Here is a 14,025-nt window from a genome sequence, read left to right on the forward strand (position 1 = left end):
TCGTCAACTACCTTGTCACCGGCTCAGGCGGCGCGCGCCTTGCCGAGGTTGCGTCTAATCAGGTCGCGCGTGTCGTCGACGGGCAGGGGGCGACCGAAATAATAACCCTGGATCGCGGTGCAGCCCAGTTCGCGGACCAACGCTAATTCCGCCTCGGTTTCCACGCCCTCAGCCGTGGTCATCATCCCGAGGCTGCGCGCGAGCGCCACCACCGCGCGGATGATCGCGAGCGGCTCGGCCACGCCCTGCGCGGCGGACACCACGAAGCTGCGATCGATCTTGATCGACGAGAAGCGCGTGCGGCTGAGATAGCCGAGCGACGAAAATCCGGTGCCAAAATCATCGAGGCTCAGCCGTACGCCCAGGTCAAGAACTTGTTCGAGCACGCGCGTCGCGCCGGTGCCCTCGCGCATGAACACGCCCTCGGTCACTTCGAGCTCGAGCCGCTGTGCCGGCAGCCGGCTCTGCGCGAGCGCGGAGGCGATCACGGTGACGAAATTGGGATTGGTCAATTGCTCGGGCGACACGTTGACCGCGACGCGCAGGTCGCCGGGCCAGCGCGCCGCTTCCTCGCATGCGGTTCGCGCGACCCACTCGCCGATCGGCGAGATCAGACGGGTTTCCTCGGCGATCCCGACGAACCTGTTCGGGCCGATCGGCCCCAGCCGCGGATGGTTCCAGCGCAGCAACGCCTCGAAACCGCGCAGATTGCCGCTGCCTGCATCGACCACCGGCTGGTAATGGAGGGCGAGTTCGCCCCGCTCCAGCGCCTGGCGCAGTTCGAGTTCGAGGACGCGGCGCTCCTCGGCATCGGCGTGAAGCTGAGGCTCGTAGGCGTGAAACACGCCGCCGCCGCGATCCTTGGACCGATAGAGCGCGAGGTCGGCCGAGCGGATCAGCGTCTCTGCGGTACGCCCGTCGCGCGGACTGGTCGCGACGCCGACCGAGGCGCCGATCAGCAACGTGTGCTGGTCAACCTCATACGGGCGCGACAAGGTATCGATGATGGTGCGCGCCAACCGCTCGACGCGTTGCGGATCGGAGGCATCGCGCACCACCACCGCGAATTCGTCGCCGCCCAATCGACCGATGAGCTCGTTCTCGCTCATCATCTGGCTCAACCGCTCCGACACGCGGCCGAGCAGCCGGTCGCCGATCGGGTGGCCAAGCGTGTCGTTGACCGCCTTGAAGCGGTCGAGGTCGATCATCATGAACGCACAGCGCGATCGCCAGCGCTCCGCGTCGGTCAGCGCGCGCGACAAGGCTTCGTTGACGTGAAGCCGATTGGGCAGCCCGGTCAGCGTGTCGAACCGTGCCATGCGGTTGATCTTGTCGGCCGAGGCGCGCTGCTCGGTCACATCGGACGCGACGCCGCGAAAACCGAGGAATACGCCGTTGGCGTCGTAGCGCGGCCGTGCCGCGATTTCCCACCAGCGCTCCTCCCCGTCGAGGACGATCGGCAGCGTCAGGTCGCGAAAGCCTTCGCGCTGCTTCAGTTTCTCGGCCAGTTGCCGGAGCCCAGCGGCGAAATTGCCCGCTTCCCAGGTCGGCCCGGCGAGAACCTGAAGGAACGGCAGGTTGGTCATGGTTTCGGCGGGCAGCCGGCACGCAGCGGCGAACCGCTCGCTCGCGTGCACGATGCGGCGCGCCGCATCGATCTCCCACAGCCAATCCGAACCCTGTTCGTCGAAGTCACGCAGCAGGAGACTGACGGTTTCGTTGCGTTCATCGAGCGCAGCTTGCGTCAAGTGGCGCGCAACCAATGCGTGTCCGAGCGCGAGCGTCAGATAGGTCAGCAGGCCCGCGACCATCACCGTCGCGGCGGCGGCGAGGTGCATTTGCGCGGTCAGCAGTGCCAGCGCCATCGCGGCGGCGACGACCACCACGAACGTCACGCCTGCAAGCGGGACGGGGGCGAGGATCAGCGCCGAACCGAGCGTCAACGCGAGTCCGGCCAACCAGAGATCGGGCGACGCGGGGAGCACGTGCCCGCGCGCGGCCGCGAGGAAGGGAAACGTCCAGAGGAGTGCAATAGCGAGGCTGTCGATCACAGCGCCGGCGATGTCGCGTCGGGATGCCTCGTTCTCGATACGATCCGACATGCGACGTCGGCGCCACGCAACCGCCCCGGTCCCCGCCAAGACCGTACTTGCCCACAGTACGCGCTGCCAGGGCACGAACGCGGGAAGCGTCAGCATTACCGCGACGACGTGCAGCCCGAACAGCAACGCCGCGCGCCGCCCCAGCGCATCCAACTGGATCGCACGCAAGCGCCCCCACGTCGACGCATCGCCACCGTCGTCCAACCCGAGCATGGCGCCGAGACGTATCCGCGGCATCGTAGAGGGGAGGGGCAACGTCACCCCTTGTGGTTACGTCGTCCGGGTTGATTAAAGGTTTAGACCTGACGTTTTCGTCAACACCGCCGCCCGGCGACGGTTTGGTCAGGCGGCGATGTCGTAGGGCTTGATCTCACCGGCGAGATAAAGGTTGCGCGCCTTCGCGCGGCTGAGCTTGCCCGAGCTGGTTCGCGGCAGCGTGCGCGGCGGGATCAGTTCGACGACGCAGTTCATGCCGGTGACCGAACGTACACGGTCGCGGATCTCTTCGCGCAGCCGGGTGCGTTCGCCATCGTCGGAGCTACGGCATTGCACCAGCACCGCGGGCGTTTCCTCACCGCCCGGCGTCGTAATCGCGAAGGCGGCAATGTCACCCGCCTTGAAACCGGGAAGCTGTTCCACCGCCCATTCAATGTCTTGCGGCCAATGGTTGCGACCATTGATGATAATCATGTCCTTGGCGCGACCGACGATATAGATGTAGCCGCTAGACATGTACGCCATGTCGCCGGTGTCGAGCCAGCCGTCGACCAGGCACGCGTCGGTCGCCGCCTCGTCGCGAAAATAGCCGACCATGACCGACGGACCACGGCACCACAATTTGCCGATCGCGCCGTCGGGCAGCGGTGTGCCGTCTTCCTCGCGGACCTCGACCTCCATGTCGCGCACCGGCTTGCCGCAATTGACGATCGCGCGGTAGCGCTGCGGGCGATCCTCGCCGTGGCTCATCCCCGACAGCTCGGTCTCCTCGACCAGCTCGACACGGATGCCCTCGCCCGGCGGCATCAGCGACACCGCGAGCGTCGCCTCGGCCAGACCGTAGCTCGGCAGAAAGGCGCTCGCCTTGAACCCGGCGCTCGCGAAGGCGTCGACGAACGCCTGCATCACGTCGGGGCGGATCATGTCGGCGCCGTTGCCCGCGACGCGCCAGCGCGACAGGTCGAACCGGTCCGACGCCTTGGTCTGGCTCGAGATGCGGCGCGCGCAGATGTCGTAGCCGAAGGTCGGCGAATAGGAGAGCGTCGTGCCTTCGTTGCGGCTGATCAGGTCGAGCCACGACAACGGGCGGCGCGCGAAATCCTCGGTCTTCAGATAATCGGTCGATACCTGGTTCGCCATCGGCGACAGGAAGCAGCCGACCAGACCCATGTCGTGATACCACGGCAGCCACGACACGCAGCGATCGGTAGCGCCGATCTCCATGCCATGCGCGTGCGCGGCGAGATTGCTCAGGAGCGCGCGATGCGTGATCGCGACCCCGTGGGGAAAACGCGTCGAGCCACTTGAATATTGCAGGTAGCAGATGTCGTCGGCCTGCGCCGTCGGGAGCGCGACGACCTCGGCCGGACGCGCGAGCAACTCGCTCCAGTCGACGCCCAGGACCCCTTCCGCCGCGGCGGCGGCACCCGCCATCTGTTCCAGTTCGGCCGGGAAGATCAACATGCGCGGGTCGCAGCTCGACAGCTGGTTGCGAAGCTGGTCGATGTACGAATCGCGCCCGCCGAACGAGGTCGGCAGCGGCAGCGGCACCGGCCACGCCCCCGCGAGCACCGTGCCGAAGAACAGTTGCGCGAACTCCGCGCTGGTTTCCGCCACCAACGCGACGCGATCGCCCGGCGCCACCCCGGCGGCGATCAGCCGAAACGCCGCCGCGCGCGCATCGTCGCGCAGCTGCGCGTACGAATAGACGCGCACCAACGTGGCGCGGGCATCGTGGAAGTTCAGCCCACGCACGCCCTGCGCCGCATAATCGAGCGCCTCGCCCAGCGTGCCGAAATCGGAGAACCGCCGCGGCAGCGCGTCGGCAGTCGGGGTCGGCAGCATCGGGGCGAGGTCACTGGTCATTCAAGTCGGTCCTGTCGCGGCGCGATGCGCACGTGCATGGATCATGGGCGGCATAAAAGCGGGCGATGAAACCCAAGCGTTCAAAATCCACTCCCACTGTGGCACAATCAAGGCGTGACGGGTTCAAGGAAGGCCAGAGCGCCCGCCGCGGGGGCGGAAACGGCCGCTGGCGATGGACGGCGGCACCGGGAGCAGCGCGACTCGCGCGAGCGGCGAATGATCCCGCCGCTTGATGCGCCTGCGCTCGAACGTCTGGCGCTCCGCTACGTCGAACGGTTCGCGACCACGCGGGGGAAGCTCTCCGATTATCTGACGCGCAAGATACGCGAGCGGGGCTGGACCGGCGAGCCGGCCGACGTGGCGGGCATCGCGGAGCGGTTCGCCGAACTGGGCTACGTCGATGACCGTGGCTACGCCGAGATGAAGACCGCGTCGCTCGCCCGACGCGGTTACGGCGAGCGTCGCATCACCGCCGCACTGCATGCCGCGCGGGTCAGCCAGGAGGATGCCGCGGCCGCCGTCGATCAGGTACGCGACGGTGCCTATGACCAGGCGCTCGCCTTCGCGCGGCGCAAGCGGATCGGTCCGTTCGCCCGCACGCCGGCCGATGAGGATCAGCGCCGCAAGCACCTCGCCGCGATGCTGCGGGCAGGGCATTCGTTCGCGATTTCGGCGAAAATCGTACGTTTGTCCGACCTGGAGGACGTCGACGACGATTGACCTGCGCGGCAAACCGACCAATCATTGTGCAGTGCATGGCAGTCGCTGCGCATGCGAACGGGAGTTTCGATCGATAGTGCCGGAACAGGCGGCCCTGGCCGACGGCAGTGATGAACGCGCGCACGTTCTCGGCGAGGCAGTCGAGGCGATGGCGGTGTCTGGCACGCTGAAATGGTTCGATTCGACGCGGGGGTTCGGTTTTCTCGTCGCCGACGATCCGGCGATAGGCGACGTTCTGATCCACTTCACCGTACTTCAGGAATACGGCCGGCGCACGCTGCCCGAGGGTTCGCGGATGGACGTCTCGGCAGTCAAGCGCACGCGCGGATATCAGGCGATCGCGGTGCATGCGATCGACGTCGCGGCGGCGGGTACGGTGGTCCGCGACCGCGACCGCGACCGGATCGAATCCGACGCCGCGCTCGACGACGCGGGCGATTGGCAGGACGTCGCGGTCAAATGGTTCAACCGCCTGAAGGGATACGGCTTCCTTGTGCGCCAGGACGCCCCCGGCGACATCTTTGTCCACATGGAGACGTTGCGGCGCGCCGGGGTGGCGGAGGTCGAGCCCGACCAGCCGCTGCGCGCGCGCATCGTCGATGGCCGCAAGGGGCCGCTCGCCGTCGCGGTCGCAGCCCCCGAGCGCGAATAGCCGTTTACCGCGTGCGGGCGGGACGGTAAGCGGAGCGCGATGGGCATCAATCTCAATCCGTTCACCTGGTGGAATGGCGCAACGATCGGCACCATGATCTACGGCCTGCGTGGCAAGCGTCAGGTCGGCGAGGATGGTCTGGGCAACACCTATTGGGAAGGTGGCATGACGCCGCAGGGGACCACGCGCCGCTGGGTCATCTACAAGGGCGCGAACGATACCAGCCGCGTCCCGCCTGACTGGTTCAGCTGGTTGCATCACCAGATCGCCGATGTACCCGATCAGTCGCTGCCCGCGCCGCGGCAGTGGCAGAAACCGGCCGTCCCCAACATGACCGGCACGGCATTCGCCTATCGTCCGTCAGGCTCACTAGAGAAGGGTGGCAACCGCGCCTCAGCGACGGGTGACTACGAGGCGTGGAGCCCCGACGCGTGAACCGCACGGCCGCGATCGGCGGCCTGATGGTGCTGGCGGCGGGTGCGGGCGCGGCATGGTATGGCTTCGGCCAACGCGATTCTAATCCCGATGCGCGCGTGCAGGTGAGCAGGCCGGTCCCCGCCGCCCCCCAAGGGCTGCGACAGGCGGCCCCGCAAGCTGAAGCGTCCGAGATCGTCTCTGCCGATGCGGGATCGCCGGTCGATGCGGGTACGACGCCGATGGCGCAGCGCGTCGCGGTGATCGGCCTGCTGAACAAGCGTAACGGCGTCAGCCGCGACCTGACGCTCAAGCCGGGGCAGGCGGTGCGGGTCGGCGATGTCGTCGTGCGGCTGTCGGCGTGCGAACAGACTGCACCGTGGGAGCAGCAGGCGCTGACCGGCGCCTTCGTCCAACTCGATGTACAGAACATCGACCGACGGTGGCAGCGGGTCTTCTCCGGCTGGCTGTACAAGGAACGCCCGCAACTGAACGTCGTGCTGCACCCGGTCTACGATGTCTGGGTCAAGAGTTGCGCGATGAGTTTTCCGGGCACGGTTGAACCCGCGGCGGCATCGTCGCCGGCCCCCAGGCGTTCGAGCGCGACGAAATCTCCGTCCGCGACCACCCCGGACGACGAAGCGTCCGATGAACCAATCGCTGCCCCCAGCAACGCCATATAATCGCGCCGGCTGATCTCCACCGCACCGAGCGAGGCGAGATGCGCCGTCATGAACTGGCAGTCGAGCAGCGTGAAACCGCCCGCGCGCAATCGCGCGACGAGCGTCGCGATCGCGACCTTCGACGCATTGGTCGCGCGGCTGACCATGCTTTCGCCGAAAAATGCGCGTCCGATCGCGAGGCCGTAGAGCCCGCCGACCAATTGGTCGCCCGCCCAGCACTCGACCGAGTGCGCGTGCCCCATGTCGTGCAAGCGCTGAAAGGCCTGTTCGATCGACCGGTTGATCCATGTCTCGGGTCGATCGTCGGCACTCTGCGCGCATAGCCGGACGATCTCGCCGAAGGCCTGGTCGGCGGTGACGCGGAAACGGTCGGCGACCACCACCTTGCGGAGCGACCGGGAGAGATGGAAACGATCGAGCGGCAGGATCGCGCGTCGGCGCGGCTCGACCCAGTATACGCTTGCCGCGTCGCGACTGTCCGCCATCGGGAACACGCCGACCGAATAGGCGCCGAGCACCAGGGCAGGGTCCAAGGGCTCGAACATCAAGCGAGACGTTTCTCGATCCTCTTCCATAGCTCGGCAAAGGCGGCGGACGCGGGCGCGCGCGGAGCAACCTCGCCCAGGCAGCGGCGGCTGGTGGCGGCGCTCTCGACCGCGCTAGCCATCGGGATGACGGGCCAGTCGGGGTGCCGCGCCAGCGCCTCGGCGTGAAGCGCGCGGCGGCGATCGACCATGACGTGGACGGGAAGCGTCGGGGTGCGCCCGCCCAGGTGGCGATCGACCTCGCTCCACGCGCGCTCGGACAGTGCCGATGGAACCACCGGGACGACGATCAGGTCGGCGGCGCGCGCGACCTGATCCGCCGTCTCGGTCAAACCGGGTGGACAATCGAGCACGACACGGTCGTGGTCGCCCAGTTCTTCCAGCAGTCGCGCCAGCCGACGCTTCTTCGCCAGCGTACGGAACAGGTGGTTGAGGTCGCGCAGCGACGCGTCGGCGGGAAGCAGGTCGAGCCGATCGACCGCGGTGACGCGGATCAGCCGCGCGGGCGGCACGTGGCGCGAGAAAACGGCATGGGCGCGTTCACCGCCGCCGTCCTCGCCGAGCATCCAGCTCGACGCGGCCTGCGGGTCGAGGTCCCATAACAAGGTGCGCCGCGACGACAGGGTCGCGGCGCACCAGGAGAGATTCACGGCAAGCGTCGATTTCCCGACGCCGCCTTTCAAACTGTAGATCGCGATCGTCGCCATCGATGCGCGACGCTACGCCGCGTGCGGATCGATAGCAAGCAATCGGGAGACGCGTGTTACGCGTGGCAGGACAGCGCGGGCTTGCCGGGCTGGGTCAGCTTCACCTCGGTGGTATCGCCGGTCATCGACCAGCCGCCTTCCGCGGTCAGCGCCTTGCCCGCCTCGCCCTTCAGCGTCGTGGCGGCGCCGTCCTTCTTGGTGCGGACGACCGCCTGCTTGTCGCCCTGGAAGAAGGTCACGTAGACGAGGCTGCCGTCCTTGCAGCGCATCGTCTTGTCGGCCTTGATCGCGGGCGGCAGTTCGACCGGCGCCGCCTTGGCGAGGTTCGCGGCCATCGGATCGGGGTTGGAGTCGACCACTTCCGGGTTCGACTGTGAATTGCATGCCGCGAGCGCGAACAACGATGCGACGGCGGCGACGGGGAGGAGACGGTTTACCATAGCGCCGCGGCGCTTCGCGCATGCGGCATTATAGGTCAAGATGCGTGCCGCGTCGCGACATAATAAGTCGCACTGCGAGCGCGATTTCCGGCCTGGCGCAGCCGCGGCTTGGCTGAAGGAAAGCGACGCTTGCTTGCGGTCGGTGCGGTCGCGCACCTATGTCGTTGCGATGGATACCACCCTTGGCACGCTCGCCCTGATCGGCAACACCCCGCTCGTTCGTCTGGCCGGTCCCAGCGCGGCGACCGGTTGCGACATCTTCGGCAAATGCGAGTTCGCGAACCCCGGCGCCAGCGTGAAGGACCGCGCCGCCTTGTCGATCGTCGAGGATGCGGAGGAGCGCGGGCTCTTGGCGCCGGGCGGGACAATCGTGGAGGGCACCGCCGGCAATACCGGGATCGGCCTCGCGCTGGTCGCGAACGCCAAGGGGTACCGCACGATCATCGTGATGCCCGATACGCAATCGAAGGAGAAGATGGACACGCTGCGTGCGCTCGGTGCGGAACTCGTGACCGTGCCGGCGGCGCCATATTCGTCACCGTGCCATTTCGTGCACACCTCGCGCCGGATCGCCGAAGAAACGCCCGGGGCGATCTGGGCCAATCAGTTCGACAATATCGCGAATCGCCGCGCGCACATCACCGGTACGGCCGAGGAGATCTGGGCGCAGATGGGCGGGCGAGTCGACGGCTTCACCTGCGCCGCTGGGACCGGCGGCACAATCGCGGGCGTCGGACTGGGGCTGAAGGCGAAGGATGAGCGCGTGTGCATCGCGCTTAGCGACCCGCATGGCGCGGCATTGTACGAATATTATGCCCACGGCGAACTGCGGTCGGAGGGTTCGTCGGTGGCGGAGGGGATCGGGCAGGGGCGGATCACCGCCAATCTCGAAGGCGCGCCGATCGACACGCAATTCCGCATCTCTGATCAGGAAGGGCTCGACTGGGTCGATCGGCTGTTGCGCGAGGAAGGATTGTGCCTAGGTCTCTCGTCCGGGATCAATGTCGCGGGCGCGGTGCGCCTGGCGCGGCACCTGGGGCCGGGAAAGCGCGTCGCGACGATCCTGTGCGACACGGGTTTCCGCTATCTCTCGACGCTCTACGATCCCGCATGGCTCGAGTCGAAGGGCCTGCGTCGCGCGGCGTGACCCCGTTCGACACATGCGCGGCGATCCGTTATAAAAGCGCGGTCGCATGAAGCAGCAATCCACCCCCCGCCATCAGGCAGATCAGACGCGTCAGCGCGTTCGCGTCGGCATGATCGGGCTCGCCGCGGTCGTGCTGTTGATCGGCCTCGCCAGCGCGATTTTCTCGACGGTGTCGCGTGAGCGACCGGTTTCGCCCGCGATCACCGTCGGCGGCGGTGTCGTGACCCGCGCGCCCGCACCGACCCCGAGCGCGGGCAACGAGCCGCTCGCGGAACTTGGCGTGACACCCAGCATCGCCAACAGCGCGGCCGTTGCCGACCAGCGTTGACTGGTCTGGCCTGATGGAAGACGCGCTTAGCTGCGACGCCCTTCCCGCCGGACGATCGGGCATCAATTCTGACCTGATTACTGTGTGAATTGCGCGACTTAGCGCGAACCTCTATGAACAAACCGAGAACTTGTGCGTGCGTGTTGCAAGACGACCACGCTAATCCAACGTCTTACGTCTTTTCCCCGTATTTCCCCGGAAATCCCTTCCGCTCCCACAAGGATTGCGCTACGCCTGTTTCGACATTGGGGGCAGCACCATTGTTGTAAACAGACATGCTTGAGCGTCGGGCGGCGATGGTCGTTCGGCGGGCAGCGCGGTCTTGTACCCCGAGTGCGAGGTGGGCGTGGCCGAACGGGTGGATTATCAGGGGAAGGGGCTTGGTCTTGTCGATGACAAGGGCCGTGTCGCTATTCCCAACACCCTTCGCGGTGCATTGGCGAAGAACAGCCCGCGCGACGACGGTAAGGACGGCGGCACCGTCATCATCGCCGCGCACCCGCATTACCGTTGCCTGATCGCCTATGATCCCGGCTTCGTGCCGATCCACAAGGCGAAGCTCGAGGCGCGCGAGGCGGCGGACGAGCTGAAGGAAGGCCGCACCGACTGGAACATTCTCGATCGCGCGGGCGCTGCCGAGCCATTGCCGTTCGACGGATCGGGTCGTTTCATCATGCCGGCGTTCGAGCGCCGCTACGCGCGAATCGGCGGTGCCGCGGTATTCCTCGGCTCGTTCAACTGGATCACGATCTGGTCGCCGACGCTGTTGCTCGAAAACGTTGACGTCGATCCGTTCATCCGCGAGTTCGTCGAGTTCACCTGCGAGGAAAAGGGGATCGCGCTGTGAGCCAATCCCCGCACATCCCCGTGCTGCTTGACGAGGTGATCGCCGCGCTCGCGCCCGCGCCCGGTGAGCGCCACGTCGACGCGACCTTCGGTGCCGGCGGCTACACGCGCGCGCTGCTCGCCGCGGGGGCCGAGGTGATCGCGTTCGACCGCGACCCCGACGCGATCGCTGCCGGTCGCGCACTGGAGGCGGCCGAGCCGCGGCTGACGCTGATCGCGGGCGACTTCTCCACGATGGAGCAGGCGCTGGCGGAGCGCGGCAAGCTGCCCGTTGACGGCGTGACGATGGACATCGGTGTCTCGTCGATGCAGCTCGACCAGGCCGAGCGCGGCTTCTCGTTTCAGGCCGATGGTCCGCTCGACATGCGGATGAGCCAGGATGGTCCGAGCGCGGCCGATTTCCTCAACACCGCCGACGAGCAGGAGATCGCCGACGTGCTCTATCGCTACGGCGATGAGCCGAAGTCGCGACGCGTTGCGCGCTTCGTGGTGGCGGCGCGCCCGCTGACGACGACCGCGCAGTTCGCGGGCATCGTGCGCCGCGCGCTCGGTCATCGCCCGCATGAGAAGAAGGATCCGGCGACGCGCGCATTTCAGGCGGTGCGCATCCACGTCAATCGCGAGCTCGACGAACTGGCGGACGGGCTCGCCGCGGCCGAGCGGGTGCTGGCGCCGGGCGGGCGGCTGGCGGTGGTCAGCTTCCACAGCCTGGAAGATCGCATGGTGAAGCGTTTCCTGCGCGAGCGCGGTGGCGCCGCGCCCGCCGGATCGCGCCACCTGCCCGTGGCCGCGGCGACAGCGCCGGCGGCGTTCGAGAATCTGTCCCGCGCGATCCGCGCGGGCGAGGCGGAGCTGGCGGCGAACCCGCGCGCGCGCTCCGCGACCCTTCGTGCCGCACGGCGTAGCGCGGCATCCGTTCCTGTGTTGGAGGCGTAACCGTGGTGGCATTGTACCGGTTGAAAGGGCTCGGCTGGCTGTCGAGCTGCGCGCTGGTCGCGATCGGCTTCTATCTCGTCTCCTCGCAGGTCGCCGCCGAGCGAAAGCGGTTGCAGATGGTCGACGTCAAGATCGCCAGCGCCGAGCGCGATATCCGCGCGCTAGAAACCGAGTTCGACGTGCGCTCCAACCTCGCGCAGCTCGAGCGCTGGAACGGCAATACGCTGGCGCTGACCGTTCCCACCACGCAGCAGTTCGTGCGCGATGAAACGACGCTTGCCGGGCTGTCGCCGCGCGATATGACCCCGCTTCAGGCAGGCGGCGAGGGCGCGGTGCAGACCGCGTCGCTGATCGTCCCGTCGTCGCCGATGACCGTTGCCCCGCCCGCCGCCTCGCCGCACGCCGCGCCCGCGATTGTCAAGGCGGTCGTGACCAAGCCGGTGACGGCGCCGCGTTACGACGCGGTCCGCATCGCGCATGTCGTGCCCGCGACGCCGGCCCCCGCCGGTCGGCCCGCCCCCGCGGTCGCCACCGCGCGCGTGCTGATCCGTCAGGCGATCGCGCACGCCGACGAGCGCCCGCGCGGCGACCGCAACGTCCGCTCGGTCGCGATGATCGACAATTCCCTACTCAGTGCCGGCACACTCGGCGATCTGGCGAGCGGCGCGCGCGCCGAGCGGAGCCGCCTGCGGTGACCACCTTGGTCGCGCGTCCTATCCGACCAACGAGAAACATCGACCAACGCCACGCGCTGGTCGCGACGCAGCACATGCGCCTGATGGTGCTGATGCTGCTGTTCGTCGCGGGCGTGCTCGCGATCATCGCGCGGCTCGCGCTCCTCGGCGTCCTGTCGGGCGGCGAGGATGCCTTGTCCAACCGCCTGACCGCGCCGCGCGGCGACATTGTCGACCGCAATGGCCAACCGCTCGCGCGGACGATCGATGCGTGGACGATCGCCGTCCACCCGCGCAAGCTGATCGGCGATCCGACCGAGATCGCCCAGCGTCTCGCCGACCTGATGCCCGATCGCGGCAATCAGGCTTGGTTCTATCAGCAGATCACCAAGCCATCGAGCTTCGCCTATCTCAATCGCCGCGCGAGCCCCGCGCTGGTCGAGGCGGTGAACGCGATCGGCGAGCCGGGGATCGTGTTCGAACGCGAGACGCAGCGCCTCTACCCGCAGAGCTCGCTCGCCGCGCACGTGCTGGGGTTCATCAGCAACGGCACCGGCATGAGCGGGATCGAGCGCGCGCTGAACGACCGGCTCACCAATCCGGCGACCGAGGCGAAGCCGGTGCAACTGGCGATCGACAGCCGCGCGCAGGCCGCGATGGAGAGCGAACTCGGCCGCGCGATGACGACTTTCTCGGCGCGCGGCGGCGGCGGGGTCGTGCTCGACGTTGCGACCGGTGAGGTGATCGCGATGGTATCGCTGCCGACGTTCAATCCCAACCGCGTCGGGCGCGCGGGCCTCGACGAACTGCGCAACGTGACGACGCAAAGTGTGTTCGAGCTCGGCTCGACCTTCAAGCCGATCACGATGGCGACCGCGATCGACAACGGCGTCGTCACCTCGATGCAGCGTCGCTTCGACGCGACGCATCCGCTGCAGGTTGGTCGCTTCACGATCCACGACGAGCGCGGTGATCCCAAACGCTGGCTCAACATGGCGGAAACGCTGATCTACTCGTCCAACGTCGCGACTGCGCGCGTCGCCGACGAGGTCGGGCCGGCACGGATGCAGGCGATGTTCAAGAAGCTCGGCTTCGACACCCCGCCCGACATCGAGCTGCGCGAGAAGGGGCGTCCGCTGCTGCCGAGCTACTGGGCGCGCACCACGACGATGACGACCGCCTACGGCCACGGCATTGCGGTGACCCCGCTGCATCTCGCCAGCGCCTATGCCGCGCTCGTCAACGGCGGCACGTGGCGGCCGGCGACGCTGCTGAAGGTAGCGCCGGGGCATCAGGTCGCGGGGCGCCGCGTCATCAGCGAGCAGACCAGCGCACGGATGCGGCAGATGCTGCGGCTCGTCGTGCTGCGCGGCACGGGTCGCAAGGGCGATGCGCCGGGCTACCGCGTTGGCGGCAAGACCGGCACCGCCGAGGCGGCGGTCGCGGGCGGATACGACCGGTCGCGCAACGTCGCGACCTTCGCTGCCGCCTTCCCGATGGATGCGCCGCGCTACGTCGTCGTCGCGATGCTCGATTCGCCGCTCGGGACCAAGGAAACCTACGGGTGGAAGACCGCGGCATGGAACGCGGCCCCCGTCGTCGGGCGGACGATCGCGCGGATCGGCGCGATGCTGGGCGTTACCCCGGACGATCGCCGCGACGTTGACGTGTCTGACATTCTGCCGACATTGTGGCAGGACCCCTCGCGCGCGCCGACCAGCGGCGGACAGTGACGGCGGGGTTTCGGGT

14 protein-coding genes and 1 pseudogene are annotated in these 14,025 nt (G+C 67.8%); 10 read left to right on the forward strand and 5 right to left on the reverse strand.

What is annotated here, in order from left to right:
• Positions 1-23 precede the first annotated feature (23 nt).
• Together KZ810_RS07185 and KZ810_RS07190 are read right to left on the reverse strand one after the other, a co-directional pair.
• Positions 24-2,315, reverse strand: a complete 2,292-nt coding sequence (locus KZ810_RS07185) for a putative bifunctional diguanylate cyclase/phosphodiesterase (RefSeq protein ID WP_258044525.1) — start codon at positions 2,313-2,315, stop codon at positions 24-26.
• A gap of 129 nt (positions 2,316-2,444) precedes the next feature.
• A complete protein-coding gene (locus KZ810_RS07190; RefSeq protein WP_258044526.1) occupies positions 2,445-4,184 on the reverse strand; it encodes a fatty acyl-AMP ligase in 1,740 nt (579 codons plus the stop codon).
• A gap of 216 nt (positions 4,185-4,400) precedes the next feature.
• Between KZ810_RS07190 and KZ810_RS07195 the strand changes: the two genes are divergently transcribed.
• The 4 genes and pseudogenes from KZ810_RS07195 to KZ810_RS17215 form a co-directional block, all read left to right on the forward strand.
• Complete coding sequence (locus KZ810_RS07195; RefSeq protein ID WP_219768282.1) at positions 4,401-4,904, forward strand: regulatory protein RecX; 504 nt, start codon at positions 4,401-4,403, stop codon at positions 4,902-4,904.
• 76 nt (positions 4,905-4,980) lie between these two features.
• On the forward strand, positions 4,981-5,556 hold the full coding sequence (locus KZ810_RS07200; RefSeq protein WP_308461508.1) for a cold-shock protein: 576 nt from the start codon (positions 4,981-4,983) through the stop codon (positions 5,554-5,556).
• A gap of 39 nt (positions 5,557-5,595) precedes the next feature.
• On the forward strand, positions 5,596-5,991 hold the full coding sequence (locus tag KZ810_RS07205) for an NADH:ubiquinone oxidoreductase subunit NDUFA12 (RefSeq protein WP_219768283.1): 396 nt from the start codon (positions 5,596-5,598) through the stop codon (positions 5,989-5,991).
• A gap of 221 nt (positions 5,992-6,212) precedes the next feature.
• A pseudogene (locus tag KZ810_RS17215) lies at positions 6,213-6,446 on the forward strand (DUF2155 domain-containing protein); the annotation flags it as partial.
• Positions 6,447-6,481: 35 nt separating this feature from the next.
• Here KZ810_RS17215 and aat read toward each other — a convergent pair.
• From aat to KZ810_RS07225, 3 genes are read right to left on the reverse strand one after another with little or no spacing between them, the layout of a single operon-like run.
• The gene (gene aat / locus KZ810_RS07215) at positions 6,482-7,198 is read right to left on the reverse strand and encodes a leucyl/phenylalanyl-tRNA--protein transferase (RefSeq protein ID WP_219768284.1); all 717 of its coding nucleotides are present in this window, start codon (positions 7,196-7,198) and stop codon (positions 6,482-6,484) included.
• Positions 7,198-7,905 carry a ParA family protein gene (locus KZ810_RS07220; protein WP_219768285.1) on the reverse strand — a complete coding sequence of 236 codons (708 nt, stop codon included), beginning with the start codon at positions 7,903-7,905 and terminating at the stop codon, positions 7,198-7,200. The genes aat and KZ810_RS07220 overlap by 1 nt, the downstream gene beginning before the upstream one ends.
• A 56-nt stretch (positions 7,906-7,961) precedes the next feature.
• Complete coding sequence (locus KZ810_RS07225; protein WP_219768286.1) at positions 7,962-8,345, reverse strand: hypothetical protein; 384 nt, start codon at positions 8,343-8,345, stop codon at positions 7,962-7,964.
• A 169-nt stretch (positions 8,346-8,514) separates the two neighbouring features.
• Between KZ810_RS07225 and KZ810_RS07230 the strand changes: the two genes are divergently transcribed.
• From KZ810_RS07230 to KZ810_RS07255, 6 genes are all read left to right on the forward strand, one after another.
• Positions 8,515-9,492, forward strand: a complete 978-nt coding sequence (locus tag KZ810_RS07230; protein WP_219768287.1) for a cysteine synthase A — start codon at positions 8,515-8,517, stop codon at positions 9,490-9,492.
• A 46-nt stretch (positions 9,493-9,538) separates the two neighbouring features.
• The gene (locus KZ810_RS07235) at positions 9,539-9,820 is read left to right on the forward strand and encodes a hypothetical protein (protein ID WP_219768288.1); all 282 of its coding nucleotides are present in this window, start codon (positions 9,539-9,541) and stop codon (positions 9,818-9,820) included.
• Positions 9,821-10,166: 346 nt separating this feature from the next.
• On the forward strand, positions 10,167-10,667 hold the full coding sequence (locus tag KZ810_RS07240) for a division/cell wall cluster transcriptional repressor MraZ (protein WP_308461509.1): 501 nt from the start codon (positions 10,167-10,169) through the stop codon (positions 10,665-10,667).
• Positions 10,664-11,602: a 16S rRNA (cytosine(1402)-N(4))-methyltransferase RsmH gene (rsmH, locus tag KZ810_RS07245; RefSeq protein WP_219768290.1), complete on the forward strand. Its 939-nt coding sequence runs from the start codon at positions 10,664-10,666 to the stop codon at positions 11,600-11,602. Before KZ810_RS07240 ends, rsmH begins: the two co-directional genes overlap by 4 nt.
• 2 nt (positions 11,603-11,604) lie before the next feature.
• Positions 11,605-12,297: a hypothetical protein gene (locus tag KZ810_RS07250; protein WP_219768291.1), complete on the forward strand. Its 693-nt coding sequence runs from the start codon at positions 11,605-11,607 to the stop codon at positions 12,295-12,297.
• Positions 12,294-14,009, forward strand: a complete 1,716-nt coding sequence (locus KZ810_RS07255) for a peptidoglycan D,D-transpeptidase FtsI family protein (protein WP_219768292.1) — start codon at positions 12,294-12,296, stop codon at positions 14,007-14,009. The genes KZ810_RS07250 and KZ810_RS07255 overlap by 4 nt, the downstream gene beginning before the upstream one ends.
• Positions 14,010-14,025 lie beyond the last annotated feature (16 nt).

Source organism: Sphingomonas citricola (genome assembly GCF_019429535.1).
Classification (GTDB): Bacteria; Pseudomonadota; Alphaproteobacteria; order Sphingomonadales; family Sphingomonadaceae; genus Sphingomonas; species Sphingomonas citricola.

Coding starts and splice junctions, on each gene's coding strand:
- KZ810_RS07235 (WP_219768288.1), top strand. CDS start 9,539: ATGAAGCAGCAATCCACCCCCCGCCATCAGGCAGATCAGACGCGTCAG.
- KZ810_RS07195 (WP_219768282.1), top strand. CDS start 4,401: ATGATCCCGCCGCTTGATGCGCCTGCGCTCGAACGTCTGGCGCTCCGC.
- KZ810_RS07225 (WP_219768286.1), bottom strand. CDS start 8,345: ATGGTAAACCGTCTCCTCCCCGTCGCCGCCGTCGCATCGTTGTTCGCG.
- KZ810_RS07230 (WP_219768287.1), top strand. CDS start 8,515: ATGGATACCACCCTTGGCACGCTCGCCCTGATCGGCAACACCCCGCTC.
- KZ810_RS07190 (WP_258044526.1), bottom strand. CDS start 4,184: ATGACCAGTGACCTCGCCCCGATGCTGCCGACCCCGACTGCCGACGCG.
- KZ810_RS07220 (WP_219768285.1), bottom strand. CDS start 7,905: ATGGCGACGATCGCGATCTACAGTTTGAAAGGCGGCGTCGGGAAATCG.
- KZ810_RS07185 (WP_258044525.1), bottom strand. CDS start 2,315: ATGCTCGGGTTGGACGACGGTGGCGATGCGTCGACGTGGGGGCGCTTG.
- aat (WP_219768284.1), bottom strand. CDS start 7,198: ATGTTCGAGCCCTTGGACCCTGCCCTGGTGCTCGGCGCCTATTCGGTC.
- KZ810_RS07205 (WP_219768283.1), top strand. CDS start 5,596: ATGGGCATCAATCTCAATCCGTTCACCTGGTGGAATGGCGCAACGATC.